General features: G+C 56.2%; 27 protein-coding genes. 14 read left to right on the forward strand and 13 right to left on the reverse strand.

Annotated features, from left to right (window positions below; genetic code table 11):
• Together ACX3YF_RS00005 and ACX3YF_RS00010 are read left to right on the forward strand one after the other, a co-directional pair.
• On the forward strand, window positions 1-547 hold a 547-nt coding region (locus ACX3YF_RS00005; RefSeq protein ID WP_458973267.1), incomplete at its 5' end, for a methyl-accepting chemotaxis protein.
• A 5-nt stretch (window positions 548-552) separates the two neighbouring features.
• Window positions 553-1401, forward strand: coding sequence for a nitrate- and nitrite sensing domain-containing protein (locus ACX3YF_RS00010; RefSeq protein WP_458973268.1), 849 nt, complete (start codon window positions 553-555; stop codon window positions 1399-1401).
• A gap of 107 nt (window positions 1402-1508) precedes the next feature.
• On the opposite strand, the gene ACX3YF_RS00015 is transcribed toward ACX3YF_RS00010, so the two are convergent.
• The 4 genes from ACX3YF_RS00015 to ACX3YF_RS00030 all read right to left on the reverse strand — a co-directional run bounded on the left by ACX3YF_RS00015 (window position 1509) and on the right by ACX3YF_RS00030 (window position 6347).
• Window positions 1509-2288 carry an SDR family NAD(P)-dependent oxidoreductase gene (locus ACX3YF_RS00015; protein ID WP_449104875.1) on the reverse strand — a complete coding sequence of 260 codons (780 nt, stop codon included), beginning with the start codon at window positions 2286-2288 and terminating at the stop codon, window positions 1509-1511.
• A gap of 208 nt (window positions 2289-2496) precedes the next feature.
• A complete protein-coding gene (locus ACX3YF_RS00020) occupies window positions 2497-3879 on the reverse strand; it encodes an aspartate aminotransferase family protein (RefSeq protein ID WP_458973269.1) in 1383 nt (460 codons plus the stop codon).
• A gap of 213 nt (window positions 3880-4092) precedes the next feature.
• Window positions 4093-5586, reverse strand: coding sequence for an aldehyde dehydrogenase (locus tag ACX3YF_RS00025; protein ID WP_458973270.1), 1494 nt, complete (start codon window positions 5584-5586; stop codon window positions 4093-4095).
• Between the two features lie 80 nt (window positions 5587-5666).
• Window positions 5667-6347, reverse strand: a complete 681-nt coding sequence (locus ACX3YF_RS00030; protein WP_458973271.1) for a type 1 glutamine amidotransferase — start codon at window positions 6345-6347, stop codon at window positions 5667-5669.
• Window positions 6348-6740: 393 nt separating this feature from the next.
• On the opposite strand from ACX3YF_RS00030, the gene ACX3YF_RS00035 reads away from it, so the two are divergent.
• The 8 genes from ACX3YF_RS00035 to ACX3YF_RS00070 all read left to right on the forward strand — a co-directional run bounded on the left by ACX3YF_RS00035 (window position 6741) and on the right by ACX3YF_RS00070 (window position 14746).
• Window positions 6741-7907, forward strand: coding sequence for a cytochrome P450 (locus tag ACX3YF_RS00035; RefSeq protein ID WP_239142506.1), 1167 nt, complete (start codon window positions 6741-6743; stop codon window positions 7905-7907).
• Between the two features lie 2 nt (window positions 7908-7909).
• Window positions 7910-9241, forward strand: a complete 1332-nt coding sequence (locus tag ACX3YF_RS00040; protein WP_458973272.1) for an FAD-dependent oxidoreductase — start codon at window positions 7910-7912, stop codon at window positions 9239-9241.
• Entirely contained in the window at window positions 9238-9678 is a 441-nt protein-coding gene (locus ACX3YF_RS00045; protein WP_198132063.1) for a flavodoxin domain-containing protein, read from the forward strand. Before ACX3YF_RS00040 ends, ACX3YF_RS00045 begins: the two co-directional genes overlap by 4 nt.
• A gap of 101 nt (window positions 9679-9779) precedes the next feature.
• Complete coding sequence (locus ACX3YF_RS00050) at window positions 9780-10499, forward strand: type 1 glutamine amidotransferase (RefSeq protein ID WP_458973273.1); 720 nt, start codon at window positions 9780-9782, stop codon at window positions 10497-10499.
• 309 nt (window positions 10500-10808) lie between these two features.
• Window positions 10809-12182, forward strand: a complete 1374-nt coding sequence (locus ACX3YF_RS00055) for a glutamine synthetase family protein (protein ID WP_198132061.1) — start codon at window positions 10809-10811, stop codon at window positions 12180-12182.
• Entirely contained in the window at window positions 12179-12898 is a 720-nt protein-coding gene (locus ACX3YF_RS00060) for a substrate-binding periplasmic protein (RefSeq protein WP_198132060.1), read from the forward strand. Before ACX3YF_RS00055 ends, ACX3YF_RS00060 begins: the two co-directional genes overlap by 4 nt.
• A gap of 224 nt (window positions 12899-13122) precedes the next feature.
• Window positions 13123-13869, forward strand: a complete 747-nt coding sequence (locus ACX3YF_RS00065; RefSeq protein WP_130211082.1) for a FadR/GntR family transcriptional regulator — start codon at window positions 13123-13125, stop codon at window positions 13867-13869.
• Between the two features lie 55 nt (window positions 13870-13924).
• On the forward strand, window positions 13925-14746 hold the full coding sequence (locus tag ACX3YF_RS00070; RefSeq protein ID WP_223272729.1) for a cache domain-containing protein: 822 nt from the start codon (window positions 13925-13927) through the stop codon (window positions 14744-14746).
• Window positions 14747-14822: 76 nt separating this feature from the next.
• Here the strand turns inward: ACX3YF_RS00070 and ACX3YF_RS00075 are convergent, their stop codons facing one another.
• The 3 genes from ACX3YF_RS00075 to ACX3YF_RS00085 all read right to left on the reverse strand — a co-directional run bounded on the left by ACX3YF_RS00075 (window position 14823) and on the right by ACX3YF_RS00085 (window position 17930).
• Window positions 14823-15227 carry a GFA family protein gene (locus ACX3YF_RS00075; RefSeq protein WP_458973274.1) on the reverse strand — a complete coding sequence of 135 codons (405 nt, stop codon included), beginning with the start codon at window positions 15225-15227 and terminating at the stop codon, window positions 14823-14825.
• Window positions 15228-15264: 37 nt separating this feature from the next.
• On the reverse strand, window positions 15265-16263 hold the full coding sequence (locus ACX3YF_RS00080; RefSeq protein ID WP_458973275.1) for a PAS domain-containing protein: 999 nt from the start codon (window positions 16261-16263) through the stop codon (window positions 15265-15267).
• A gap of 152 nt (window positions 16264-16415) precedes the next feature.
• Window positions 16416-17930 carry an APC family permease gene (locus tag ACX3YF_RS00085; RefSeq protein ID WP_130211085.1) on the reverse strand — a complete coding sequence of 505 codons (1515 nt, stop codon included), beginning with the start codon at window positions 17928-17930 and terminating at the stop codon, window positions 16416-16418.
• A gap of 343 nt (window positions 17931-18273) precedes the next feature.
• Between ACX3YF_RS00085 and ACX3YF_RS00090 the strand changes: the two genes are divergently transcribed.
• Window positions 18274-18429 (forward strand): hypothetical protein, encoded by a 156-nt coding sequence (locus tag ACX3YF_RS00090; RefSeq protein WP_189340501.1) that lies wholly within the window; start codon window positions 18274-18276, stop codon window positions 18427-18429.
• A gap of 66 nt (window positions 18430-18495) precedes the next feature.
• Here the strand turns inward: ACX3YF_RS00090 and lhgO are convergent, their stop codons facing one another.
• The gene (gene lhgO, locus ACX3YF_RS00095; protein ID WP_130211086.1) at window positions 18496-19746 is read right to left on the reverse strand and encodes an L-2-hydroxyglutarate oxidase; all 1251 of its coding nucleotides are present in this window, start codon (window positions 19744-19746) and stop codon (window positions 18496-18498) included.
• Between the two features lie 65 nt (window positions 19747-19811).
• Entirely contained in the window at window positions 19812-20798 is a 987-nt protein-coding gene (glaH, locus tag ACX3YF_RS00100) for a glutarate dioxygenase GlaH (protein WP_103406592.1), read from the reverse strand.
• Window positions 20799-20988: 190 nt separating this feature from the next.
• Between glaH and csiR the strand changes: the two genes are divergently transcribed.
• Both csiR and ACX3YF_RS00110 read left to right on the forward strand, forming a co-directional pair.
• Window positions 20989-21687 carry a DNA-binding transcriptional regulator CsiR gene (csiR, locus tag ACX3YF_RS00105; protein WP_047526592.1) on the forward strand — a complete coding sequence of 233 codons (699 nt, stop codon included), beginning with the start codon at window positions 20989-20991 and terminating at the stop codon, window positions 21685-21687.
• A gap of 82 nt (window positions 21688-21769) precedes the next feature.
• Entirely contained in the window at window positions 21770-22261 is a 492-nt protein-coding gene (locus tag ACX3YF_RS00110) for a GNAT family N-acetyltransferase (protein ID WP_198132058.1), read from the forward strand.
• A 437-nt stretch (window positions 22262-22698) separates the two neighbouring features.
• On the opposite strand, the gene tam is transcribed toward ACX3YF_RS00110, so the two are convergent.
• Entirely contained in the window at window positions 22699-23469 is a 771-nt protein-coding gene (tam, locus tag ACX3YF_RS00115) for a trans-aconitate 2-methyltransferase (protein WP_458973276.1), read from the reverse strand.
• A 166-nt stretch (window positions 23470-23635) separates the two neighbouring features.
• Between tam and ACX3YF_RS00120 the strand changes: the two genes are divergently transcribed.
• Window positions 23636-24046 carry a low affinity iron permease family protein gene (locus ACX3YF_RS00120; RefSeq protein ID WP_458945985.1) on the forward strand — a complete coding sequence of 137 codons (411 nt, stop codon included), beginning with the start codon at window positions 23636-23638 and terminating at the stop codon, window positions 24044-24046.
• A gap of 46 nt (window positions 24047-24092) precedes the next feature.
• Here the strand turns inward: ACX3YF_RS00120 and ACX3YF_RS00125 are convergent, their stop codons facing one another.
• The 3 genes from ACX3YF_RS00125 to ACX3YF_RS00135 all read right to left on the reverse strand — a co-directional run bounded on the left by ACX3YF_RS00125 (window position 24093) and on the right by ACX3YF_RS00135 (window position 26288).
• Complete coding sequence (locus ACX3YF_RS00125; RefSeq protein WP_458973277.1) at window positions 24093-24596, reverse strand: DUF4142 domain-containing protein; 504 nt, start codon at window positions 24594-24596, stop codon at window positions 24093-24095.
• 75 nt (window positions 24597-24671) lie between these two features.
• Complete coding sequence (locus ACX3YF_RS00130) at window positions 24672-24830, reverse strand: KGG domain-containing protein (protein ID WP_007976786.1); 159 nt, start codon at window positions 24828-24830, stop codon at window positions 24672-24674.
• Window positions 24831-24947: 117 nt separating this feature from the next.
• A complete protein-coding gene (locus ACX3YF_RS00135) occupies window positions 24948-26288 on the reverse strand; it encodes a sensor domain-containing protein (RefSeq protein WP_458973278.1) in 1341 nt (446 codons plus the stop codon).
• Window positions 26289-26294: the final 6 nt, after the last annotated feature.

Consider the following 26294-nt stretch of genomic DNA (forward strand, 5'->3'; position numbering starts at 1 on the left):
GATGGCGCAGCAAGCCATCACCACCAACGAACTGATCCTGCAGCTGAACACCAACTCGCGCACCATCAATGAAATGTCCGGCACCATCCGCGGGATTGCTTCGCAAACCAACCTGCTCGCCCTGAATGCCGCCATCGAAGCTGCCCGCGCAGGTGAAAGCGGCCGTGGCTTCGCCGTGGTGGCCGATGAAGTTCGCCGCTTGGCCTTACACAGCCAGGAGTCGGCGGCAGAAATCAGTCGCAACATCGAATCGGTGCAACAGCACATCAAGGATGCCACGGTACAAGTGTCCGACTTGACCAATCTGGCGCATCGCAGCGCCGCCAGTTCCGAGGCGGTGTGCACGCTACTCAATCAGGTGCAACAGCGCACCCTGCAATTGACCGGACAGGTCGACCAAGTGGCGGTCAGTACCGAACAACAGGGCAAGGCCGTTGCGGAAATCGCCGAATTGGCCGACCGCGTCCGCCAAGGCAATGCCGACAATCTGCAGGCCGCCGATCAGGCGCGATCCATCGCCCACCATCTGGCTCATCTGACGGGGTAACCAGCATGAATGTATTGCACGGACTACCGCTCTTGCTCGCCGCGGCCATCGCCCTGGCCACCCAGATGTTCTATGGCTTGCACCGGCGCCTGCTGCGGCAAAAACGCCAACATATCCAGCTCAACATTCGCCAGTTGACCTTGTTGCGTGCGCTGATATCAGGGTTTCAGCGCCATCGCGGCCTGAGCAATGGCGTGCTGTGTGGCGATGCCAGCCTGAGTCACGATCTTGCCACCACACGCCAGGGGCTCGACCAGCATATCCGTGCGGCCCAAGAGTTCGACAGCACGCACCGGGACGCCTGGAACAGCTTGATCGATCACTGGTCGCGCATGCGCGAAGGGCGCAATAGTGACCGGGCAAACAATCTGTCGCAGCATCACCTGATCATTCGCAACAGCATCTTTCTGATGGAGGATGTGGCGAGCGAAATCGATCTGACCGAGGGTCGTGCCGAGCTGGGCTACCTGCCCTGCATCTGGCGCGAGGTCGTCCAGGCGGCAGAATGGGCGGGCCAGGCGCGTGCCTTGGGCACCGGTATCGCGGCGGCCGCTCAGAGCAGCGCCGAGCAGCGCGTGAGGCTGCGTTTTCTCTACCAGAAGATCGAGCTGCTGGCCGGCACGGCCTTCGCCACTCTGCAACGCTACGCCACCGCTCACCCGCAGGCTGACGTGTTCCGCCTACAGCATCGCGAGCAAGTGGTGGAGGATTTTCTACGCTGCACAAAAGAGGAGCTGCTCGACCAGGAACACCCCGTGATTGCCGCCAAGACCTACTTTCAACGCGCCACCCAAGGCATTGACGAACTGCTGGCCCTGGTGGATGCGGCGCTGGCTCAGCTACAGGCTCGCTGACGAGACCCCAGCTCGACGTCGCCAGCAGATGGGCCTGCAAGTATCTTTACGTTTGATTTTTTCGCTAAATAGCAGGCCCACTACAAGACAGCCGTTCGAGGCGAGCGTCAGGGCGCCTTGTTTTCGATCAGACAATTACCGCCATCCACCACCAGCACTTCACCGGTGATATAGCTGGCTTCCGGAGACGCCAGAAACGCCACGGCAGCGGCAACCTCTTCTGGACGACCGGCGCGGCCGATCGGAGTGTAGGTACCGGCGCGGCTTTCTTCCTCGGTCAAGGCCCCCGTATCAATCCAGCCTGGTGCAACGCTGTTGACGGTGATGCCCCGTTTACCGACTTCCAGCGCCAGGCCCATATTCATCCCCAGCATCGCTGCTTTGGCCGCACTGTAAGCCGACTCACCTCGGTTGCTGCCGCGTGTACCGGTCGTTGAGCTGATGTGGACGATGCGTCCGTAACCGCGCGTCTTCATCCCTGGCAAAACCGCACGAGTCAGCAGAAAAGCGCTGGTCAGGTTGCGCGCCAGAGACAGATTCCAGGTCGCCAAATCCATGTCCGCCACTTCGACGAAGGGTTCCGGGCTGCCGACCATAGCCATACCGGCGTTATTGACCAAAATGTCGATATGGCCGAACTGCTCATGAGCCCAATCGGCAAGCGCCTTGACCTGCAATTCGTCAGTCAGGTCGGCTGTCATCGCCCGAGCGTCTATACCCTCAGCCTGCAACTCGGCGACACGTTGCTGGATCCGCGCACTGCTGGCAGTGATCAAGACACGCACGCCTTCGCGACCCAAACGTCGAGCGATCGCCAGACCAATACCACTGTCACTGCCCGCACCGCTGACCAGCGCGACTTGACCTTGCCACATGGGAATCGTCATCTCTCGTCTCTTTTTGATCACACAATTTAAAGCACGATAGCAAAGGAGCCTATGAATGCCGGTTTCTCGGATATTTGCGATCACAACAATGAAGGCGGTGATGGCGTTCGAACAAGGCTTGCAACAGGAGTGTGAATCAGCGCCGCATCCTGTCGGCCGATCCCCCCCTTTTGTGAGCAGCTACAGCCGGTGTAGTGAGCCGCGTTATTTATTGGCCTCGACTGCGCTCAAACCACTGCCAGGTATCTTCGAGAGATTGCTCAAAGCAATCCAGAATGGCCTGGATGTCCTTCTCGGTTGAAATGAGCGGAGGGCAAAAAGCGATCGAGTCGCCCATGCTGCGAACGATCATCCCGAGATCCTGCGCACGTGACGCCAAGTAGCGACCCAGCCGACCCACAGTCTCAAACGGCGCCTTGGTATCCCTGTCGGCGACCAGCTCGACTGCCGCTATAAGCCCCACACCACGGACTTCCCCCACCAGCGGATGTCCGATAAAGCGCCGAAGCCCACGGCGAAGCACTTCTCCCATAGTGGCGGCATGCTCGACCAGATGGTCTTCCTGAATGATCTTCAGGTTTTCGAGCGCGACCGCCGTTGCGACGGGGTGTCCGCCTCCGGTGAAGCCGTGACCCAGGGTGCCCAGTGCGTGGCTCTGATCAGCGATGCCTTGATACACCAGGTCGTTGATCAAAATGGCTGCAATCGGCTGGTAGGACGAAGACAGTTGCTTGGACAACACCATAACGTCTGGTTTGATCCCGAACGTCTCACTTCCGAACAGGTTGCCGGTACGACCAAAACCGCAGATCACCTCATCAGCCACAATGAGGATGTCGTGCTTGCGGCACACTTTCTGGATTTTTTCCCAATAGGTTTCAGGCGGCACAATCACACCACCCGCTCCCATCAACGGTTCCCCGTAGAAGGCCGCGATGGTTTCCGGGCCCTCCTTTTGAATCAGGTCATCCAGCTCCTGGGCCAGACGATCCGCAAATTGCTCCTCGGTTTCACCCGGCTTTGCGAACCGGTAGAAGTGAGGACAGCTGACATGGAGAAAACCGGGAAGAGGCACGTCAAAACCTCGCTGATTCGCAGGTATCCCGGTAAGGCTTGCGCTGACGGCGGTGATGCCATGGTAGGCATTCATCCGACTGATGAATTTCTTTTTGGCCGGTTTGCCCAAAGCGTTGTTGCGGTACCACAGGAGCTTCACAACCGTGTCATTGGCTTCAGAGCCGGAGTTGGTGAAAAACACCTTACTCATTGGCACTGGCGATAGTTCAATCAGCTTTTCTGCCAGCTCGATACTGGGCGCATGCGCCTTGCTGGTGAACAAGTGATAGAACGGCAGTGTTCGCAGCTGCTTTTCTGCAGCCTCTATCAAACGCTGATTGCTGAAGCCCAGCGCGACACTCCACAACCCCGACATTGCCTCGATGTACTGCTTGCCTTGATTATCGAAGACGTGAACACCTTCGCCACGCTCGATGATCAATGGGCCAGCCGACTCATGAAGGCGGGCATCCGTGTAAGGATGCATGTGGTATTTAACGTCTTTCTGTTCAAGCGTGAGGTTTGTCTTGTTCATGGTATGAGCCCACAGTCTGGAAGAGAGCGTTATGCCAGCTCGTCGAAGCATTCGCCGATGATGTTCAGGCCTTGCTGCGACTGAGCATCGGCCCAGGGGGCCGTGCATCAATCAATGTGCCGGGCGGCTCTCTGCCGGAGAGCCGCCGCTTCAATCCCAATCAGGCTTGCTGACGGAAAAGCAGCGTGTTTTGAACGGACATCTCGCGCCCCATTACAGCTTGATCCAGGTGGCTTTCAGTTCGGTGTACTTGTCAAACGCGTGGAGCGATTTGTCGCGACCGTTGCCCGACTGTTTGAACCCACCAAAGGGGGCGGTCATGTCGCCGCCATCGTATTGATTGATCCATACACTGCCCGCCCGCAGGGCTTTGGCCGTGAGGTGTGCCTTGGAAATATCTGCGGTCCAGATCGCAGCGGCCAAACCGTATGGGGAGTCGTTCGCGATCGAGATCGCTTCCTCGACCGAATCGAACGTGATGACCGACAGAACCGGCCCGAAGATTTCTTCCCGGGCGATTCTCATCGCGTTGCTGACACCATCGAAAATGGTGGGCTGTACATAGGTCCCACCCGTTTCCTGAAGCACGCGCTCGCCACCGATGACCAATTTGGCACCGTCCTTGTGACCGGCCTCGATGTAGGACAACACGTTGTTCATCTGCTGCGTGTCGACCAGGGCTCCCACGTTTGTTTCAGGATCAAGCGGATTGCCGGGCGTCCAACCTTTCAGTGCTTCGATGACCATCGGAAGGAATGTGTCTTTTATCGAACGCTCGACGAGAAGACGGGAACCGGCGGTACAAACCTCTCCCTGATTGAAGGCGATCGCACCCGCTGCGGATTCCGCTGCGGTTTGAAGATCGGCAGCGTCGGCGAAAACGATGTTGGGACTCTTGCCGCCAGCCTCCAGCCATACGCGCTTCATGTTGGATTCGCCGGAGTAGATCAAGAGTTGCTTGGCGACCCTGGTCGAGCCGGTGAAGACGATGGTGTCGACGTCCATATGCAGGGCGAGCGCCTTGCCTACGGTGTGGCCATAGCCCGGCAGTACGTTCAGGACGCCCGCAGGAATGCCGGCATCGATTGCCAGTTGGGCAATCCGAATGGCGGTGAGAGGCGACTTCTCCGATGGTTTGAGAATCACCGAGTTGCCCGCTGCAAGTGCAGGGCCCAACTTCCAGCACGCCATCATCAACGGGAAGTTCCACGGCACGATCGCGGCGACAACGCCGATCGGCTCGCGAGTGACCAGGCCTAACTGGTCGTGGGGTGTCGCCGCGACTTCGTCGTAAATCTTGTCAATCGCCTCACCACTCCAACGGATGGCATCAGCAGAGCAAGGTAGATCGACATTCAGTGCATCCGAAATGGGCTTGCCCATGTCGAGTGTTTCCAGGAGCGCCAGCTCCTCGGCGTTCTGATCCAACAGATCAGCAAAACGGAGCATCGCCTGTTTCCTGGAAACGGGCGACAGACGAGACCAGACACCGGAGTCAAATGTGCCGCGGGCGACTTTTACTGCGTGATCCGCATCGGCGGCATCGCAGCTGGCAACGTGGGCGAGAAAGCGCCCGTCGACCGGACTGATGCACTCAAAAACAGCTTCTGCCGCAGCGCTCACATACGCGCCATTCACGAACGCGCGCCCTTCAATCTTCAGCTGTGCAGATTTGGTTTCCCAATCGCTCAAAGTTAACGGTTGCATGGTTGTCCTCAGGTTTCACGATTGATGGCCCAGGTCGAGCTCGCTGAATTCGCAGGCTGGGTCAGGGTTGAATGGGTGTTTCAGATAGCGGCTAAAAAATCCTGAAGCAGCAGGCGACAGTTGGCTCGATTACCGGCCTCCTTCACCTGAATTTCCGCGCGCATGCGCTCTGGCAGATCTCCGGCGGAGGCTAGAAAGCGCTGCCCTTCCTCGGTATTGCGCCAGTAGTCCGTCCAGGTATCGAACATCTGTGCGTCAATTTCCGGATGGAACTGCACCCCCACGGACTTGCCTTTGCGGTAGGCCTGGGGAGCCAGATCGGTTTTCGCCAACAAGGTTGAGCCGGGGGGCGGCGTGAAGGCGTCAAAGTGGAAATTGAGCCAGGGGCCCTTGTGCGCCCACTGCGCCTGAAGTGTTTGAACTTCAGTCCAACCGATCTCTGCGGTGGAGTTTCGATAGACCTGACCGCCCAGCGCGCGGGCAAGCAACTGGCTGCCAAAGCAAATGCCAAGCGTCGGCACGCCTCGCTCCTGAACAGACTTCAGCCATTTGAGCTCGGCATCCAACCAGGGCAATCGATGGTCATAGGCCGATTCAGGGCTGCCCATCACAACAACGATGTCGAGCGCTTCAGGCGCTGGCAGGGCCTGGCTGATGGATACGATTTCCAGATCCATACCCTGCTCGCTGAAGAGCTCGGGCAGGCTGCCAGGGACATCAGTATCGGAATGAACAATTGCAATGGCGCGCGGCGACTTCATGAGCAAATCCTGATCGAATCTTAATACTTATGAAACCATATCTTAAAGTAAATTAGATGCCAAGCAGCTTTTTTACGTCCTCTCCAGCTGGTTTTCCTCTCTAAATAGCCAATTTCTTATGCGAATCATGCCATGCAATGGCAAAAACGGGCCCAATAGCGCCCCAAAAAACAAAAATTCCTCTTGAAAGATATGAAACCATATTTTAAATTGAATTCGTAATGCGACTCCGGCGAGATACCAGGCCCACGCAGGTAATGGCCCGCACCGCCCGTCAACCGTCGCAGTTGACCCGTGCGAATCGCGAGCGGCTCGCTTCTTCTAATAACGATCGAAGGTGTCCAAATGTCTTCCAGTCTCCCTACTACGCTCGAAGCTGCGCCCTACCTGGATGTGGCCAACCCTTCCTTTTCAATGCGCTCGAAGGAAGTGATTGATGCGCGAGAAAAAAGCTGGTTTGCACGGACGCCTTATGGCATCGCAGTGCTTCGCTACGACGAAGTCAACGCGCTGATTCGGGACCAGCGTCTTCGCCAGGGGAGCTACGCATGGCCTGCGCACAATAAGGCGACAGGGAGTTTTGCCGACTGGTGGATTCGGATGCTGCTGAGTCGCGAAGGCGCCGATCACTCCCGCCTTCGCCGCCTTGCGAACCCCGCTTTTGCACCGAAGCTCGTACGCAAGCTCACACCTGTATTTCAGGACATGGCCAACGAAATCATTGATGGATTCTCGAAGAAAGGCACCTGTGAATTCGTCGCCGATTTTTCTGAGCCATACGCCACTCAAGTCATCTGCGCCCTCCTCGGCTTACCGCGCAGTGAGTGGCGAGGGCTGGCTCAGTTGGCGGTGGACATGGGGCTGGCGCTGGGCGTGACGTTCAAGCAGGACGAAGCAAAGATCAACGCCGCGACCGACAAACTGTTCGGTTATGCCGCCATGGCGGTTGAAGCCCTGAAGAAGAACGGCCTGGGCGATGACTTTCTCAGCATGCTGGTTAAAGCCAACGAAGAAGACAAAACCGCGCTGAGCGATCAAGAACTGTACGACATGATCGTTCTCGCCATTTTCGGCGGCATCGACACCACGCGTAACCAGATCGCCTTGGCCATGGACATGTTCGTCCAGCACCCGGACCAGTGGAAACTGCTGGGTGAAGATCCTGAGCTGGCAAGGGCTGCTGTCGAAGAAGTCATGCGCGTGCGCCCGACCGTGACATGGGTGACCCGAGAAGCGCTGGAGGATTTCAACTATCAAGGGCTGGAGATCAAAAAGGGCACGACGGTTCACCTGTTCAGCCAGGCGGCCGGCACCGATCCGACCGTCTTCGAAAATCCCGGGTTCGATATCACGGCCAAACGCCAGGCGCACTTCGGTTTTGGTGCCGGCGCTCACCACTGCATCGGTCACTTCATCGCTCGCGGCGACATGACAGAAGCCTTGGCGCTTCTTGCACAACGCATCAAAAACCCTCGCTTCAATGGCGAAGTGCAGTGGCTGCCGGACAGCGGAAACACGGGCCCTATTGCGATGCCCATGGCGTTCGATCCAGAGGTCTGATCATGAGCACTCCAACCATTGCGATAATCGGGTCGGGCCCCTCGGGCTGCTTCATGGCTCAAGCACTTCGACGTGAATGGCCGGACGCAGAAATCACGCTGCTTGAACGACTGCCCGTTCCATACGGTTTGGTCCGCTACGGTGTTGCGCCCGACCACCCGGGCACGAAGGCAGTGACCCGGCAATTCGAAAGAATGTTTGAACGCGAGAACATCCGGTTTCTGGGTAACGTTCATGTTGGCACCGAACTACCACTGGCAGATCTGCGTGCCGCTTACGACATCGTGGTGGTTGCGACGGGCCTGTATGGCGATCGGAAACTGGGCGTACCGGGGGATACGTTGAATCACATCTACGGCGCCGGACAGATCACTCGCTTCCTGAACGATCACCCGGACGAAGAAGCGTTTTTGCCACGCTTTGGCACTCGCCCAATCATCGTGGGCAATGGCAACGTTGCCATTGACGTGCTGCGGCTGCTGGTCAAAAAGGGCGAAGAGTTTCATGGCTCTGACTTGTCCCACGAAGCACTGACACACCTGGCGAGCAGCCCGATAGAACACATCGATGTCGTAGGTCGATCGCCAGCTGCATTGGCAAAATTCGACACGGTGATGATCAAAGAACTCGCCAAACTTGCCAATGTGCAATTCGAGTTTAACGACGAGCTCGATCTTGAATCGATTGAGGATCCGCTTGCCAAGGCCAAAATTGAGGCCCTGCTCGGGCTTGCCAGGGCCAAGATAGAAACACTGCTCGCGCTGGCCAGATCAGAAGCCGAACCGTACACCAGCAAAAAATCGGTGACATTCCATTTTGGCTGGGCGCCCGTTCGCGTGGCCGGTGTCGACCATGTTGCAGGCCTGGTGCTTAAAGGCACGCAAAACCCTGAGCACCAGCAAAGCATTCCCGCGACAAGCATCATCACTGCGATTGGATTTGAAGAGCGCCCGGAACTCGATCTCTGCCGCACGGATTTATCACGCCCGGGCTCCGATTTGTCCAACGGCTTTCTGGATGACGGCCTGTATTGCACCGGCTGGTTCCGCCGAGGCCCCACGGGCACGATCCCGGACAATCGAGCGGATGCCAAACACGTGGCCGACAACATCGTACAGGCCGTTAAGTCGGGCGCCCTGGGTCTTGGAAAACCAGGTTACCCGGCGATAGCAGAGGCGATCAAAAGCACGACTGTTTGCTACGAAGACTGGAAGCGCATCGATACGGCCGAACTCAAAAATGCCCCTTATGGCCGCGCGCGCCGAAAATTCCGCAACAAGGTTGCCATGTTGGGCGCAGCCAAGTCCCATCAAGCAGGAGAAAACAATAAATGAACATTCAAGTCCTCTACGGCACAGAAACCGGCAACGCTGAAATGGTCGCCGACGACATCGTCGACGCACTCAGCGCAGACGTGAGCATCGAAAGCACCGACATGTCTAAATTCTCAGTCACCGATCTGTCGCCAGACGTGTTTTATTTCATCGTGTGCTCGACCTATGGCGACGGCGAACTTCCGCATTCCGCTCAGCCTTTCTTCGAAGCGCTGGACCGTGAACAACCCAACCTCTGCGGTCTCAAGTTCGCGCTGTTTGGCCTGGGTGACAGCTTCTACGAAACCTTCAATCGCGGCAGCGAGATCGTTGCACAGACATTGACTCGGCTGGGAGCCAAACAGGTGGGGGAACGAGGGGTGCATGACGCCAGCGCAGGACAACTTCCCGGTGACATTGCAATGCCTTGGGCCAAAGCGGTTCTATCAGGACTGTGAACGCTACGAGCGGCACAACGACGACTTCGTGAACCAGCGCCTTCACGGCGCTGCTTGAATCACCTTCGTCATGTGCAGCCCCACGATTCATGAGGTGAAATATGTCTCAGCAGCCATTGCGGATTTGTATTCTGGAAAACGGGCGAACACCCGACGACTTGATCGATGAGTTTGGGTCGTACCCGAAAATGATCGACCAGTGGCTATCCCCTTATCTTCCGGAAGCCACGTTCACCTACCTGTCGCCAGTGCGTGGAGAAAAGCTCCCGGCCCCGGGTGACTTCGATGGTTTTATCCTCACCGGGTCGAAACACAGCACCTATGAGCGAAGTCCCTGGATGGTTGGCCTGATCGCACTTCTTCAACAGTTGAGACAGAAGCGAATTCCGGTTTTCGGGATTTGCTTTGGCCACCAAATCATGGCGGATGCGTACGGCGGCCTGAACGCGAAATCAAGCAAGGGATGGGGCGTCGGCTCTCAGCGATACAACTATGAGACGCCCGACCTTCCGGGAAGCATTGCCTCATTTGTCTTCCATCAAGATCAGGTTCAGAAGGTTCCGCCAGAAGCGACTCGCATAGGTGGATCAGCTCACTGTGAAAACGGTGTCTTCGCCTATTCCTTTCCGGCGATCTCCGTTCAGTACCATCCTGAGTTTTCACCGGAATACATCCAGGCACTGGCAAAAAAATTTCGCGGCGATCTTCTAAGCGACCATGTGTCGGCCAACGCCCTGGACTCCATTGCTCATTTACCCGTCGATGCGTCTCCTGTGGCGAAATGGGTCGCTGACTTCTTCCGCACCCATCGTACGAAGTAAACATCCCCCGACCAGTTAACCTCTGGGCCTGTATGTATAGGCCCTTTTTTTTGCCTTTCTCCTTCATAAGCGCCTCACCTCACGCCGGAAAGGTCGCTATTGATGCGTTTTACCTTATAAAAAATCAAAATATCCGCACAAAACAGCCTTACAGATCGGCAAATTCAAAATTTAAAGCTTGAAAGATATAAAACCATATCTTAAATTAAATACGTCCCTGCCAGGTGCCACGTGCCAGCCGTCAGAGCAGGAATACAAAAAGAATGTGCTGCTGCCATGCCTTGCCCATGCAGCGCCAGGAGAACTCGAATGACTGCGTTAGACCTGCACAGAGAATTCAACACCAGCTCCCAAGCGTCCCAGGAACTGGCCAAACGCATCAAAGATGCCGGCGTCGAATACCTCTACTACCAAGTTGTCACCCTCTCCGGTCGCGTCATCGCCAAGGTTGTGCCGGCGAAACATCTGCTGCGCAACCTTGAGAAAGGCGTGCAATTCCATCGCACGGCCGTCTCGGATCTTCAAACGACCCGTACTGGCGAACTGCTGGGCGGGGGCGCACAAGCGGCTGAGTTCACCGCCATCCCGGACATTGATAGCTTCAACATTCTTCCCTGGGACAAATCCATTGGTTCGTTCTTCTGCCGTATGTACGAGCCGGATCACCGCCTCGAAAACGGCGGCGCCCCACTGGGCACCGATGCCCGTGGACACTTGATCCGTTCGCATGAAGCCTTCATCAAGGAAACCGGCTTCCGTATGAAATCGGGCTGCGAGCCAGAGATGACCTGGTTCGGCGACAAGCTGGAAGTTCAAGTGCGCCCAGGTGCAAGCCCGGCCTATCACATGGGCAACCTCGAGCTGATGCGCCCTATCTACAAACGCGTCATGGAATATGCGATCTCCATGGGCCTGGACATGATCGAAGGCGATTACGAGGACCCAGGTCAGCTCGAACTCAACTGGATGTTTGACTCGTGCGAACTGACTGCAGACCGACTGATGACCTATCGCTTGATCTGTCGCCAGGTCGCGAGCGAGTTCGGTGTCAAGGCGAGCTTCATGCCGAAGCCGAGCACCGGCAGCATGGGGAACGGCTGCCACCACAACGTCAGCTTGTGGAAAGACGACCGCAACGTTCTGGCTGAACCCGGTCGACGTGAGCTGCACCTGACTGAAACAGGCATGCATGCCTTGGGCGGCATGCTCGCTCACGCCCCTGGCTCCATGATGATCATGGCGTCGACCGTGAACTCCTATAAACGCTTCTGGGATATCGGCCAATTCGCTCCAACTCGAATCAACTGGGGCATGGACAACAAAACCTGCACCGTGCGCCTGTCCGCCAACGGCCGTCTTGAGTACAAGCTTCCCGATGCCAGCGTGAACCCTTACCTCTCGCACACCCTGCTTCTGGCCGGCATGCTCGACGGTCTTCGCAACAAGACAAGCCCAGGTCCGTCCGAGTCCAAAGACAGCTATGTCGACGGCGGCGAGTCGGTGGGGATTCCTCTCACCCTGGGTGACGCGGTTGCAGCATTTGATCGCGATGAAGTCGTTCGCAACGCATTCCCTGCAGAACTGTCCAGTCTCTATCGCGAACTGAAGGCCGATGAATGGGCTCGCTCTTGCGGCGTAGTGACCGACTGGGAACGCAAAATGTACCTGGACTACCTGCCATGATCGACAACGCCCTCCAAGCACCACAATTGCGAATGATTTGTGCAGACCTCCCTGCCCCACCGCTTTTCTGGAGAGACGACAAAGGATTCCGACACGGCTACGAATCGGATCTGGGCAGGCTGCTGGCCCAGACACTGGGCCTGTCTTTTCAGTTCGCCTATCAGAACTGGGCCGATTTTTATCCCGCGTTACAGGCCGGGGAAGGCGACGTCATTTTGTGCGGTCAGGGCATTTCCGCTCATCGCAAGACATTGGCTGACTTCACTGAGCCGTACGCGGTATTCGATGAAGCCGTGATGATTCGACGTGGCTCAAATCTGCGATCCCCATCAGACCTGAAGGGCAAGAAAGTCGGTGCGATTGCCCAAAGCCTGAACATGGCACTGGCCGAAACGTTCACCGGCTGCATCTGCGTGCCTTTCGGCGGGGATAGCGACGATGTTTTGGGTGACATGGTCAGCGCGCTACGCGACGGCATTATCGATGCATTCGTGGATGACGACGTCGCGCTGGTTCCGCTTGCCGAGGAACCGGATCTGGAAATCGGGTTCAGTGTTCCCACTCAAAACAAATGGGGCATTGCGGTCAAAAAGGGAAATGAGGCTTGGCTCGCCCACGTCAATGAGGCCCTTGCGACGATCAAATCGAACGGCCAACTGGAACAGCTTTGGCGCAAATGGATGCCCTCGCTGAGCTACCCCTTCGGGACCCGTTGAGAAACAGCACTCACCCTGCATCTCAGCTTGTCCACTCGGCGTTACCACCCGAGTTTTTGGCCGCACCTGTCGAGGGGGCGGCCTTTTTTTTAAAATTTAATTTGAGAGGTTTTAGCGCGAAGTGCCGGCTGAGTCTGGTAAATTGAGGCCATGAGACACAACCATTTTGGGAGGATTGGCAAGTCAATTGAGCTCGCTTGAGCAACATTCACTGCCGATGGATGATGAACAACAACTCCAGCGCAAGAACAGCCTCGTTCATGAGGTTGCGACAAGAAGGCCGGACAGAAGAAGTCGTTCGCAGATTAATTGAAGTGATCGACCTGGGGCTTTTCGCCGAAGGCGAGCAATTGCCAAGCGAAAACGAACTGGCCATGCAGTTTGGGGTAGCGACCGTAACACTGCGTGAAGCCTTGGCCTACCTTCGCGAACGCCGTGTCATCGAGACAAAGAGAGGTCGTAACGGCGGAAGTTTCGTATGCCCCGCCGTTGAACTCCCGGAAGTGCATTTGCGTACCCGCCTTGCCGATATGAGCGCGCTGGAACTACGCGATCTCTGCGACGAACATGTTGCCATCTCGGGGGCGGCGGCTCGACTCGCCGCCAAGCGCTCCTCATCGGAGCATCATGCCAAGCTCCAGCACTACATTGATGCGCTGGGCGATGCGACAACCCGAACGGAACGGCGTCGTGCCGATGCGCGATTCCATATAGAGATTGCCGTTGCCGCGCAGTCAGTCAGACTGACCCACGCAGAAATGAGCCTTCAGGCAGAAATCGGCGAGCTGATGTGGATCCCCGGAGAAGGCTCCATAACGCCCGAAGCGGTCCAATCAGAACACCGAGCGATTGCCGATGCGATCATGGCAAATGATCCCAATCTTGCAGGCGCATTGGCAGAAGCGCATGTCACGCGCGGCATCAAAAGGCTCATAGATCTGAGATTAGATCTTTTATCCGAGATAGCCTAGAAAATGGCATGCGCCTTGCTCCTTCTCCCGCAAGCGGCTTTTTGATGCGAAGTGGGTGGAAGCTACCCACGGCATCAAGCTGAAACGGCGTCACGAGAATGCAACAGGGGCCCACATCATGCCAGTACCACTTTTTCGCACCGACGCAGACGACTGCGCCGCCAGCATCAATGCTTCGATCGGTAACGTTTTCGACCAGTTGACGATCCTGGCAAACGAAGTCGTGGAGATTTGGCGACGTGAGGCTGCGCTGGGCAAGAAGCCCTCATCCAAAGACCTGGCCGTGCTTAAACCAAAAATCGATGCACAGCTCCAGGGTTCCAAATCATGCATTCATGGCACTGGCGTTGTTCTTGAGCCGGGAGAGCTGGAAGACTGCGAGATGTACCTTGAGTGGTGGAGAATGGGGACTGCGGGCAAGGTCGTACCCATGACCCTCAACTTCAATCGACGCAGCGAAAGCTTCTACAACTACCAGAGCATGCAGTGGTTTGCTCGCCCGAAAAATACAGGCAGCAATGTTGTCATAGGCCCTTACGTCGATCTTTACGGGGCCGATACGTACATATTGACCTTCTCCCTGCCTATCCACGTTGATGGTCGTTTCGTGGGTATCGCCGGTGCGGACATCGCCTTGCATAAGTTCGAACGAATCCTGCTTTCCAGCCTGATCAAAATGGAAAACGAGGCCCTGATCGTATCCGAGGAAGGTCGTGTCATCGCTGCCAACACGGCCAATTGGACGGTTGGAGACATGGCTCATCACGCAATGAATCGCCAGGAAACAGGTTGTCGGGTTATCGAACTCGGCGAGGCCGCTGCGCACTGGTCGCTGGTTCAGCGCCCCTGCAAGCGTAAACACCGAGGCGCGGCATAAGCCGACGCATTTCGCCGTAGAGAGGCTTAAGCCTCTCTACGCAGCTCGAAACCCTTTTCGCCCCACCTCTTCCAAATCATTCAGTGCCTCGATCAAGCGCATGGTTGGCCCCATCGCTCATCGAGACATGCTCCAGCTCCGCCGGATCCACGCCATCCAGACAACCTATGTTGTAGCCGCATTGGGTCGGATCGGAGCGCCGCACGTTATGCGTGTAGATACCGCATCGAGAACAGAAGTAATGGCACGCGACGCCCGTATGGAAACGATAGGCCGTCAGAACATCCGCACCCTGGGTGATGCGTATACCGGATAGCGCTACAGTCCCCATCACTGCGCCTTTGCGCCTGCAGAGCGAACAGTTGCATCGCTTGGGGTCGACCACCCCATCAGGAAGGTCCAGCTCAAACACCACTGCGCCGCAATGGCAGGATGCAGTATGGGTCGGCTGGATTATGGTTTTACCAATACGTTTTATCATCGCGAAACACCGGCGCAAGCGACCTGCTTATACAGGCTCACTCACCACTCACTGAGACATTCGACAGCATTGAGTGGATCTGCTGAGTGGCCTCCTGCGTTCTTGAAGCGAGCTTTTTTACTTCATCAGCCACAACAGAAAATCCACGCCCCGAATCCCCTGCCCTCGCCGCTTCAATCGCGGCATTAAGCGCGAGCATGGTTGTTTGATCTGCAATGGCCTTTATCACTCCAAGAGCAGTGGAAATCTGAGCATAGGTTGCCTGCATGGCAGCCTGCTCCCGCTGACGTAAATCAATGGCATGCCGCTCGGAAGAAATGTCTCGAACGGCGCCAATCAGCCTGCAGACCTTGCCGTCAGCCCCCGTCATGGCCCGCCCCCGCTCTCGATACCAAACCATGCCCCGTTGCTTATGCCTCATTTGATACTCCACGACGTAATGGTCGGCGCTTTGCGGAGCCCGCACGTATTCTTCGATAATCTTCAGCATCCTGGGGAGATCGTCGGGATCAACGATCTGGTTATACGTTTCCCAGCCATCGAGAAACTCCGAATCTGAATAGCCAACCAGCTCCTTGAACTGACGAGACCAACGAAGCTCATTGGAGGGATGCTCCAGGTCTCCGTCAACGATCTTGAGATCCCAACAGCCTTCCGTGAGGGTCTGTTTGACAAGCTCCCACACTTGCGCCTCTCCACTCAGTGCAGTCAATTCTCTATTGATCGACTCGAAGGCCAGGCTTTTCTCAGCTGAACATTGATTCAGGTAAGCGACCTCACTTGTCAGGGCGCTGATTTTATCCGCGCTGGCGGTTGCGTTCCGCGCCCCGTTCTCTTGCGCCTGTTTCAGGTTCTCAACCTGGTCCTCCAGCGCTTTTATCCGCTCGGCCAGAGCGAACACATTTGAATGCGTCGTAGCATGACCATTTTTCAACAACTGCAAACTGTCCGGGGTCAGAGGCTCTTGCCCCAGCAGTGCATGCAGGGCGCGATCCACCTCATTAAATTCTGCACTCAATGAACCTTTGAACCACATCACGTTGCTCCTTTACTGCGCAACTCAGCCATGGGTTTCTGGAGCTTCCGGCTTTCAAGCTGAAATCGGCACTCTGCATACAGCCAATCATTGGAATGCCCTCAGAAACAAAAAAACGCCCTTCTTAAAGAGCGTTTTGATCTCGTCGGAAACTATGCGGTGGTTCTTCGAACCGCGCCGGTTACAACCGCCTCCCTTGATGGAATTGCGTCTCCGTAAATGGCCGCGCTGCGCAAATGAGGGCGGGCAATCCACATATAGAGGAAGCCGACCGCGATCACAGCGAAGGAGGACAGCACAACAATCCAGTTGTCATACCACAGTGCATTGGGTGTGCGTGGCCAGCCGATGTTCACCATAGCGGCAACCCCATAGACGAGCGCGCCAACGTTGGTGATCAAACCAAGCGATCCAAGCTGGTACTCGCCGCTTGGTTTCCAGCCTTTCAAGCGAGCTCGCAGAGCAGCAAGAACGACCATCTGGAACGCGATATAGATGCCTACCGCCGAGAAGGAAATAATCTTCAACAGCGCATCAGCTGAAATCATCGAGCCGACGACAATCACACCAGGCAAAAGCGCCGACAAAAACAGGGCATAGGGCGGGACATGACGCTCATGAGAAAACCTGGAAAGCAGGCCGCTGGCAAAAATCATCTTGTCGCGGGCGTACGCATAGATCAGTCGACTGGCCGCAGCTTGCAGGCTCATCACGCAAGAGAGGAAGGAGATCAGCACGACGCACAGCACTGCAGTGGATCCCACCGGGCCAAACGCATTGGCCAGAATGGCGGACACTGGATCAGCAAGAGTGCCATTGATAACCGCGCCAATATCGACCACGGACATAATCAGGGCAAAGCAGACGAAGGTTGCTGCAACACCGCCAATGTAAATCGTGCGACGCATCGATTTGGGGATACGCAGACCGGGCTCCGGGACTTCCTCGGCGACATCGCCACAGGCCTCGAATCCGTAGTACTGGAAGACACCGATAAGGCTAGCGGCCAGGAATGCTGCGGTGTATGAGCCCGTACTCTCCGAACCGAACGTATTGAAGAAAATGCTCATATCGTGGTGACGCTCAAACACCAGCAGGTACACGCCTACCACCAACGCCCCCATTATTTCGGCGAAGAACCCGATCAGCGCTGCCTGCGCCAAGACCTTGGTGCCCATCATGTTGATGGCTGTCGCAATGGCCAGGATCACCAATGCACAGATGACGTTTGCACCCACCGTAGGCTCGAACCCGACAACTGAAGCGGTGTACGGCGCTGCGCCATATGCCACCCCTGCAATGGTCGAGAACATCGCCATCACGTAAACCCACCCTGTCATCCATGCCCACTTGCGACCCCAAAGGCGACGCGCCCAGGGGTATACACCTCCTGCGAGCGGGAATTGGGAGACGATCTCACCAAACACTAGCGCCACCAGAAGCTGGCCAACACCGGCGATGAGCAATGCCCAAATCATCGGAGGGCCGCCCAGCATCAGAGATGAGGCGAACAGGGTGTAAATGCCGACTACCGGCGAGAGATAAGTGAAGCCCAACGCAAAGTTCGCCCAAAGGCTCATATCGCGTTTGAATTCAGACTGGTATCCCAGGGATGCAAGACGCTCGGCGTCAGCGTCAACCGGGGAATTCACGGGATGATTCGTCATGGTGCAACCTCGTATTTTTGTGTTCTCGGCAGCGACGTAGAAGGGGGGGCCATCTAGCATTTTTTTGCTCTTGTAAACGCGAACGCTCATCGCAGGTCTAGAAATACCGCCAAATACATTTGAAGTCAAAGGAAAATGTTTTATCCCTGGCCGATTGGCAAAAATCCCTGTAAACGCTGGCTAAAAACCCGATATACGCAGCAAACAAATAACCAGCACACTAAAAAATCGGCCAGATATGATCAAAAAAACGGCAGATATCGTTGACAATACATATGGATTAGAATTTTATATGATGCAGCGCCAGGCATGCAGCCGGCCTTGACCCATCAGGAGGCTTCTCATGCGTGAAACAATCGGTGCATTCGAGATCGGAGTGATGCCGGCCCCAGAGGCGGAGGAGCCGATCAGCGAGTCCAGAACAGATCAACCAAACGCTTGGCCACTGCTCGCCGCATTGTTCGTTCAGGTTTTTGCCTGTCTGAGCCTGGCGCGTTGAGGATCCGAGCTCGCCCAAGCCCTTTCCTGGCTCAAAAAAAGCCGCTATCGCTAGCGGCTTTATTATTTATACGAACGCCCTGGCATCCGCTGGACCGACCTTCGGAGCGGCGAAGAACGCCCGCTCACCGATTTGCTCTTTGACCTTGCTTACGATGTAGGCGCCGATAGGAATGGCCGAGGTGGCGGCTGGCGAAGGAGCGTTACACACATTCACGCTCCTCTTCGTATTGACGAACAAGAAGTCATCAATCAGTTTGCCGCTGTTCGAAACAGCCTGGGCACGAACACCGGCGGGGTACGGTGTCAGATCCTCTTTATTGATCGACGGACAGTATTTCTGCACTTGCTTGAGATAGCCGCTCTTGAACAGAGAATTCCTCATCTCTATCAGGCCAGGTTTGAAGTTTGCCTTCAAAACCTTCAAGACCCCGAGCGAGGTGAAGATCTCAAACATATCCCCCAGGGAGAAATCAGTTTTCTTGTACCCCTCACGCTTGAGCGCCAATACAGCGTTCGGCCCTACGGTGACAGTGCCGTCAATCATACGAGTCAGATGCACACCCAAAAATGGCATCGACGGATCAGGGATGGGGTAGATCAAGTGATTGACGATCTGATTGTGTTGCTTGGGCAACAGGTAGTATTCGCCCCTGAAAGGACAAATCTGGAACTCCGGTTCGAGCCCAAGCATCCTGACGACCCGATCAGCCATCAGGCCTGAGCATGAAATCAGAAAACGGGCCTGGTAAATGCCGGTCGACGTCGTGACCACGACCTCGTCCGCTCGCTCATCGAGAGCCGTCACTTCAGAGTTGTAGCGAATGACGCCCCCCGCTTTCGTAAACTCTGCAGCCATCTGTCGAGTGACTTCGGCGTAATTCACGATGCCACTGGAAGGGACGAAAATTCCCGCCAACCCGACAATATTCGGTTCTCTTTCCCGAAGCTCGGCAGCTGAAAGCCATTCACGCTCAAGGCCATTGGCCTCAGTGCGCTCCCAAAGGGCTTTCATTCGTTCCTTCTCAATTTCATTCGTCGCCACAAGCATTTTGCCGCAGGCGTCATAACGAATTCCGTGCTGATCACAGAAGGCTTTCGTTGCCCGGTTTCCTTCCAGGCAAAACTTGGCTTTCAGACTGCCAGGCGTGTAGTAAACACCCGCATGGATCACCCCACTGTTATGACCGGTCTGATGCTGGGCAGGACCCGATTCTTTTTCCAGCAACAGAATTTTTGCATCCGGGTATTCAGATGCCATTTGCATGGCTGTAGACATTCCCACAATGCCGCCACCAATGATTACAAAGTCGTACACAGCTATCACCTCACAAGGATGGCGGACAGGGAACGGGCCGCAGTCGCCTGCGGCCCATCCGTCAATTAGTTGGATGTCTGGCCGTGGTGGTGACCCACCTTCGGATAGCTGAAGTAGCCGCGTTGACGCATCAGTTCACGACGCAGGCCTGGATGCGCTGCGAAGCGGTCGCGTCCGTGAAGCCAGAACAAGTTGTTGATCAACACGAACGAACCCACCGCAACGGGAATAGACAACTTCGCCTGACTGGTTTCCAGCGACTCACCGAGTTCGAAAAGCCAGGTGCCCTCTTCGAAGTTTTCAGGCTGAACAAATTGATCGATGTAGCGCATGGTCGGGCGCCCCTCACCATCCGTATCAAAGATGGAATGAAACACGTCCTCTTTGACGTTCTTGCTCGGTGGAGCTGTCCAGCGCAGGGAGCGGCGAGCCAATGGATGCTTGTAGAACTTATTCAGATCAGCCCAGTCGTCGAGGTGCAACAGCAAGGAGTTGCCACCTTCCATGTTTTGCTCGTCGATCTTCATCATCAGGACGTAGTCAGTGATCTGATTCACGAACGTTCCGTCGTTGTGCAGCTCCATCACACGATGTGGCGCACGCAGGTAGCTGTCCGAGTTATCAACGTTCTCTACGACGAAGCGCGCATAAAACTGCCCGCTCATCGCATCGAAATTAGAACGCCCGAGCAGGTGCGCTACGGCGGTTGAAAACTTGACCATGTCTTCTGCCTGGGAGACATCGTTCAGCCCTTCCGGCTTCACCAACAGACCACCCGTTTCCCGATCCATCAGCGTGTTGACCAAAACCGGACGCAGCGTCTCGCCACAAATTCCGTCCAGGATTTTGCCAATCTGAAAACGCAAAAAGGACTTGTACTCAAGTGCCTGAACTGGCCATTGGGACACGGCAGAGAGAAACGCGTCGACGGTGACCTTGGGAAATGTGAGCTCCAGGAAGCGCTTGGACTGAGCAGAAGGCTTGAGAGAGAAACCCACGCACTCAGTGGGTTGTTGCATTACCGGAGCGTTGATCTGAGAGAAGGCGTTCATTGCTGTGTCCTGGCGTAGTGAGTGTGGGCGCTTTCCAGGGCGTCTGGTGAAGCGACGGCCAAAAAATATCGCCACTAAACAAAAATGTCTACATTTTTAAAATACGTAGATAGAAAATGATTCAGTAGCCATTCGGCGAGCCTTTTGAAATGTGGGTATCATTAGGAAAATTTGACGATGAGTGGTCGCTATGGAAGAGCTTGAGCCAAAGCAGAAATCTACTTTCGATGGTTACGAAAGGCTCAAGAAGGACATTATTCGTGGCGTATTTCCGGCTGGACAAAAGCTGCTGATGAGTGCCCTGAAAGATCGATATGGTCTTGGGGTTGGCCCACTCAGAGAGGCTTTGTCTCAGCTCGTCGCGGAACACCTGGTCATTGCGATTAACCAGAAAGGCTATCGGGTAGCCCCCATGTCGTTGGAGGAAATGCGCGACATCTACGACGCGCGCGCCAACCTGGAAGCCATGATCCTCACGCTCGCGATCGAACGAGGAGATGACTCGTGGGAAGCCTCGATCCTGGCGCGAACTCACACGCTATCGAAAGTCATGGAGCTCAGAACGCAGGAGCAAATGCTCGAGATATGGGACTCTCGACATAAGGCGTTTCATAGTGCGATAGCCTCCGGGTGCGGATCCAAGCATCTGCTGCAACTAAGATCGCAACTGCTGGACCAGGCTGAGAGGTACAGGCACCTGTGGCTCAAAAGCACTGTCTTTTCCGAAGAGGCACTTCGTCAAAAAAGGGTCGAGCATGCAACCCTCGTTGACGCAATCCTTGCTCGCGATGCGGTAAAGGCGAGCGCCCTGATGAGGGAGCATCTGATGACACCTGTTCCTATCATTTCAGAAATAATTAAAAACTCGATGCCGGCATTACACGCGTAGTCCACAAATGAAAGGGGCTTTTGAACAAGCCCTTTTGCATTCAAACTAACTTGGCCGAATGCATAGACCTCAAGGACGCGCGATGATATTGCAACACAGGCCAGTGACGGCTGCTGACATCAAAACCATCTGCAGCTTTCCCCTTGATGCTCAGGAACTGTTTTATATGTTCCCGAAAGCTCAATACCCTCTGACGGAAGCCCAGCTGTCTAACGCGATTACCCAGCGATTCGACTCGACGATTGTCGAGGCCGGGAACAGCGTCGTTGGCTTTGCCAACTTTTATCGGGCTGAAACGGGTGGGGTTTGCTGTATCGGCAATGTCATCGTTGCCCAGCAGGCACGAGGTAAAGGTGTGGCGACCTTCATCGTGGAGACGATGACGGCTCTGGCGTTCGAGCGCTATGACGCCACCGAGGTGCAGATCTCGTGTTTCAATGAAAATACCGCTGGCTTACTGCTTTATCCAAAACTCGGCTTCTTGCCCTTTGCTGTCGAAGAGCGAACGTCTCTGGATGGTCGCAGATCAGCGCTCATCCATATGACCCGCAGCAGAGCGGCCCGACCAGAATAGTCACCGTGAAGGCCCGCTCATGATCGGGTTCAGGTGCTTCAGCACTGAATGGCGGGCGAACGCGTGACCAACCGACTGGCCGAAGAACGCGAACGGCCGATGATGTTGCTGGTTGCTGTTCAGCGTTAAACAGACCTTGCCGGCCCGGCACTCGTATTGTTTGCATATAGATCCGCGCTCGCCCGTAAAGAAGCCATAGCGCTGCGTTGAACCCGCTGGCAGATACCTTATGCTCCGGGCTCACCTTCCGCCCCCGAGATCAACATGCAAAATTCAGAGTTGGGAATCATGATCATTTCATTGATCGGGTTGTTCGGCTTTGCTTCGTTTGTTTTTGAGTACTTGAGCGCCAGACGCTCGAAGAGAAGCAAACCGCAGTGATGTTTCCAGGCGATCAAAAAAAGGGGGCAGATGCGTCATCTACCCCCTTTCTTTCATCAGCGCGTCGCCACCAGAAACAACCGCGGAAACGGCAGCAGCACCGAACCATCGGCCTGCGCCGGATAAGCCTGCTCGACGGCGGCCAGATACAGCTTCAGATATTCAGCCCGTTCCGCCTCATCCAGTGGATCGAGAAACGGCCGCAAGCCACTGCCCTTGAACCACTCGACCACACCCGAGGCACCGCCTGCGAGTGGATGATGATACTTGGTGCGCCACACATCGACCCGGGCGCAGTGCGGTTTGAGCATTGAGTAGTAGCCGCTGGCATCGGCCATCTGCGTGCGTTGCCCGGCCGCGCCGGTCAGTTTGCTAGCCCAGGGACCACTCGCCGCCACTTCGCGCATCAAGCGATGGGAGGGTTCATTGAGATTGTCCGGCATCTGGATCGCCAGGCTGCCACCCGGTGCAAGTTTGCTCACCAATGAAGGCAGCAACGTGGCGTGATCAGGCAGCCACTGCAACACCGCATTGGCGAAAATCACATCGAATGGGCCAGTTTCGTTCCAGCGATCAATGTCCGCGATATCGAACCGCACCTGCGGCAAACGCTTGCGGGCGGCCTCGATCATGTCGGTCGAACTGTCCAGCCCGCGCACCGTGGCGTTGGCAAAGCGTTCCACCAGCAACTCGGTCGAGTTGCCGGGGCCACATCCGATATCGATCGCCGAGCGCACATCACCGGCGGGAATAGCCGCCAGCAGGTCACGGGCGGGACGGGTGCGTTCATCTTCAAAAGCGACGTACTGTTTGGCGGACCAACTCATTGCGTTCTCCAGTCGGTGCGTTGTCCTCGGACCGCTACGATACCGCGACAGGCGAGACCAAAGGTTTCAAAAAACAGCCTTTTCAGGCACACCGCCACTCCGGTCGAATTTTCATCGCGCCCCCACTGTCTGAAATTCAAGCGCTCTCAGAATAAGGAAAACGGCCATGAAGTTCGCAAAAATCGCCCAGAAACTTGCCCTGTGGACCGGCAGTCCCAAGACGTTCATGGGGGCGATCATTCTGATTTTCCTGTGGGGGCTGAGCGGGCCGATCTTTCACTTCAACGATACCTGGCAACTGATCATCAACACCTCGACCACCATCATCACCTTCCTGATGGTGTTCCTGATCCAGAACACGCAAAACCGCGATACGGACATTCTGCATTTGAAAGTCGATGAGTTGTTGCGGGTGACGAAGGAGGCGCAGAACGCGATGCTGGGGCTCGAAGCGCTGGATCTCAAGGAGCTGGAAGCGCTGAGAAAGCAGTATCGGCAACTTGGCGAGGGCGAAACCATCTCCCTTGACGGCACTGTCGTCGAAGACAGTTACAAACAGGATTTGAACAAGTGCTGAAGGTCACTGCACGGGCGGCACTGGGTCGCCCGCGTGATCGAACGATCTAACGACTGGCTTGCAATGCCCTGGCCATCTGCAGGTGATGTTGCAACTTGGGCAACGTCTCTTCAGCGAACGCCTTGATCTCAGGCACATCCGTGGTTTGCGCTTCCTGCTGAAGCTGTGCGATGGCTTCTTCGGTGGACTTCACCTGACTGGCCGCATAGGCCTCATCGAAGTTCGCGCCGTCCATGACTTGCGGCATCAAGGCCTTGGCCTTATCGACCACCTGTTCACGCGGGGCCACCGGCAAATCCAGCTGTTTGGCGATTTTCGCCAGGTGCTGGTTGGCAGTGGTGCGGTCATTGATCACGACAATGGTGTAGTCCTTGACCTCTTTGGATTCCGACTTCTGGTGCGCCAGACGACTGGTTTCGATATCGGCGATGCCCTGGGCCGACGCATCGTTGATGAACTCGGCGGGGGACTGGGCGAAGGCACTGCTGGCGCACAGGCCCAGTAACGTGGCGAAACCGGTGTTGCGTATTTGGGTGGCCATCCGCTTCATGGTCGCGCCCTCCTCAGTAAACATTCAAAACGGGAGCTTTCGCCCCCGCTTCTCAATCAAAACCACCTTCATCCACTACTTGGATTTCTGTCCGGGCTTGCGGCCCATGTCGGGTTTCGCTGGCTCTTTATCGACAGTCGTGGTGGTGGTTTTCCCACCCTTGCGACCGGCTTCAGACGCCTTGGTTCGATCGTTGGCGAAATTTCCCGAGTTCGAGTTTCTTGAGTTAGGCATGATTCTCTACCTCTTGGTGATGATCGCGGCGAGCTGGCGCCCGCATAGAATCTGAATGGGCGCGATACAAAAGGTTTAGAAAAAAACGTCGAGGCCACGACGAACGGTGCGCGCGATTCAGACGAGCCGCAGGTGATGCTCGCGCTTGGCGGTGTACATCGCCTCATCGGCGTGCCTGAACAACTGCTTTTCTTCCGTGCCATGCTCGGGGTATTGGGCAACGCCGATGCTTGGCTGAATGTTGAAGCTATGGCCGTCCAGGCGCAGGGGTTGAGCCAGGACCTGACGGATTTTCACGGCCACGCCGTCGGCATCTCCCGAAGCGTGAATGCTGTGTAACAACACCACAAACTCATCGCCGCCAATACGCGCCACCGTGTCGGTTTCACGCACGCAGCCCTTGAGCCGATTGGCCACGGTTTGCAGCAACATGTCGCCAACCGCATGCCCGTGGGTGTCGTTGACCTCCTTGAAGCGGTCAAGATCGACATACAGCAAAGCCAAGCGTCCGCAGTCGTCACGCGCCGCTTCCAATGCAGTCTTGAGCCGGTCGCGCAGCAATTCGCGGTTAGGCAGTTGCGTCAGTTGGTCGTACTGGGCCATGCGCTCCAGGCGCGCGTGCAATTGCTTGCGCTCGATCGCGGTCGCGACCTGCGCGCAGACGTACTGCAACAATTCTTTATCCTGCTCGGTGTAGCACTCACTGCCCGGCATGCTCTTGACGATCAGTGCGCCAATGGTGCCGTTTTGCGAGTTCAGCGGCACGCCGAGCCAGCACGGTGTGTTCTGTGCGCTCTCTTGCCTCTCGAACCCCGCAGGTCGATCGTCCTGATCCGGGGTCAGCAGGATCGGCTGGCCGCTGCGGACCACCTCGGCACACAGGCGCCCGGTCATCGCGCAGGGCTGCTCGGGTTCATGGGCATCAACGTGATAGGGGAAGCTCAGCTCGGCACAGTGATCGTCATACAACGCCACGGAAAAATTCAGCGCTGGCAACCATTCGCCAATGATCAGATGAATACGCTTGAACAGCGCCAAGAGATCTTCCGCTGCATGCGCCGCCTCGGAAATCGCATACAGCGCTGCTTGCCGGGACTCGGCTTGCTTGCGCTCGGTAATGTCACGCGCCACGGCGATGCGCAGTTGATCGACCTCCGACCAGCGTGCCGACCAGAGGATGTGCGCCACCCGGCCATCCTTGCGCAGGTAGCGGTTTTCGAAATTGAGCCGGGGCTCACCGCCCATGATCTCCCGGGCGGCGTCCAGGGTGCGCTGACGATCGGCCGGATGCACCAGGTCGATCATCGGTCGACCGATCAACTCTTCAGGGCTGTAGCCGAAAATGCGCTGGCAGGCCGCACTGACAAAAACGAAGCGACCTTGTTTGTCGACCGCGCAAACGGCGTCCAGCAAGAGATCGATGTAGCTCGCCAGCGGCGCGGAATTTCTGGTGGTCATGGCGCT

The organism is Pseudomonas fluorescens group sp. PF-69 (assembly GCF_054481235.1).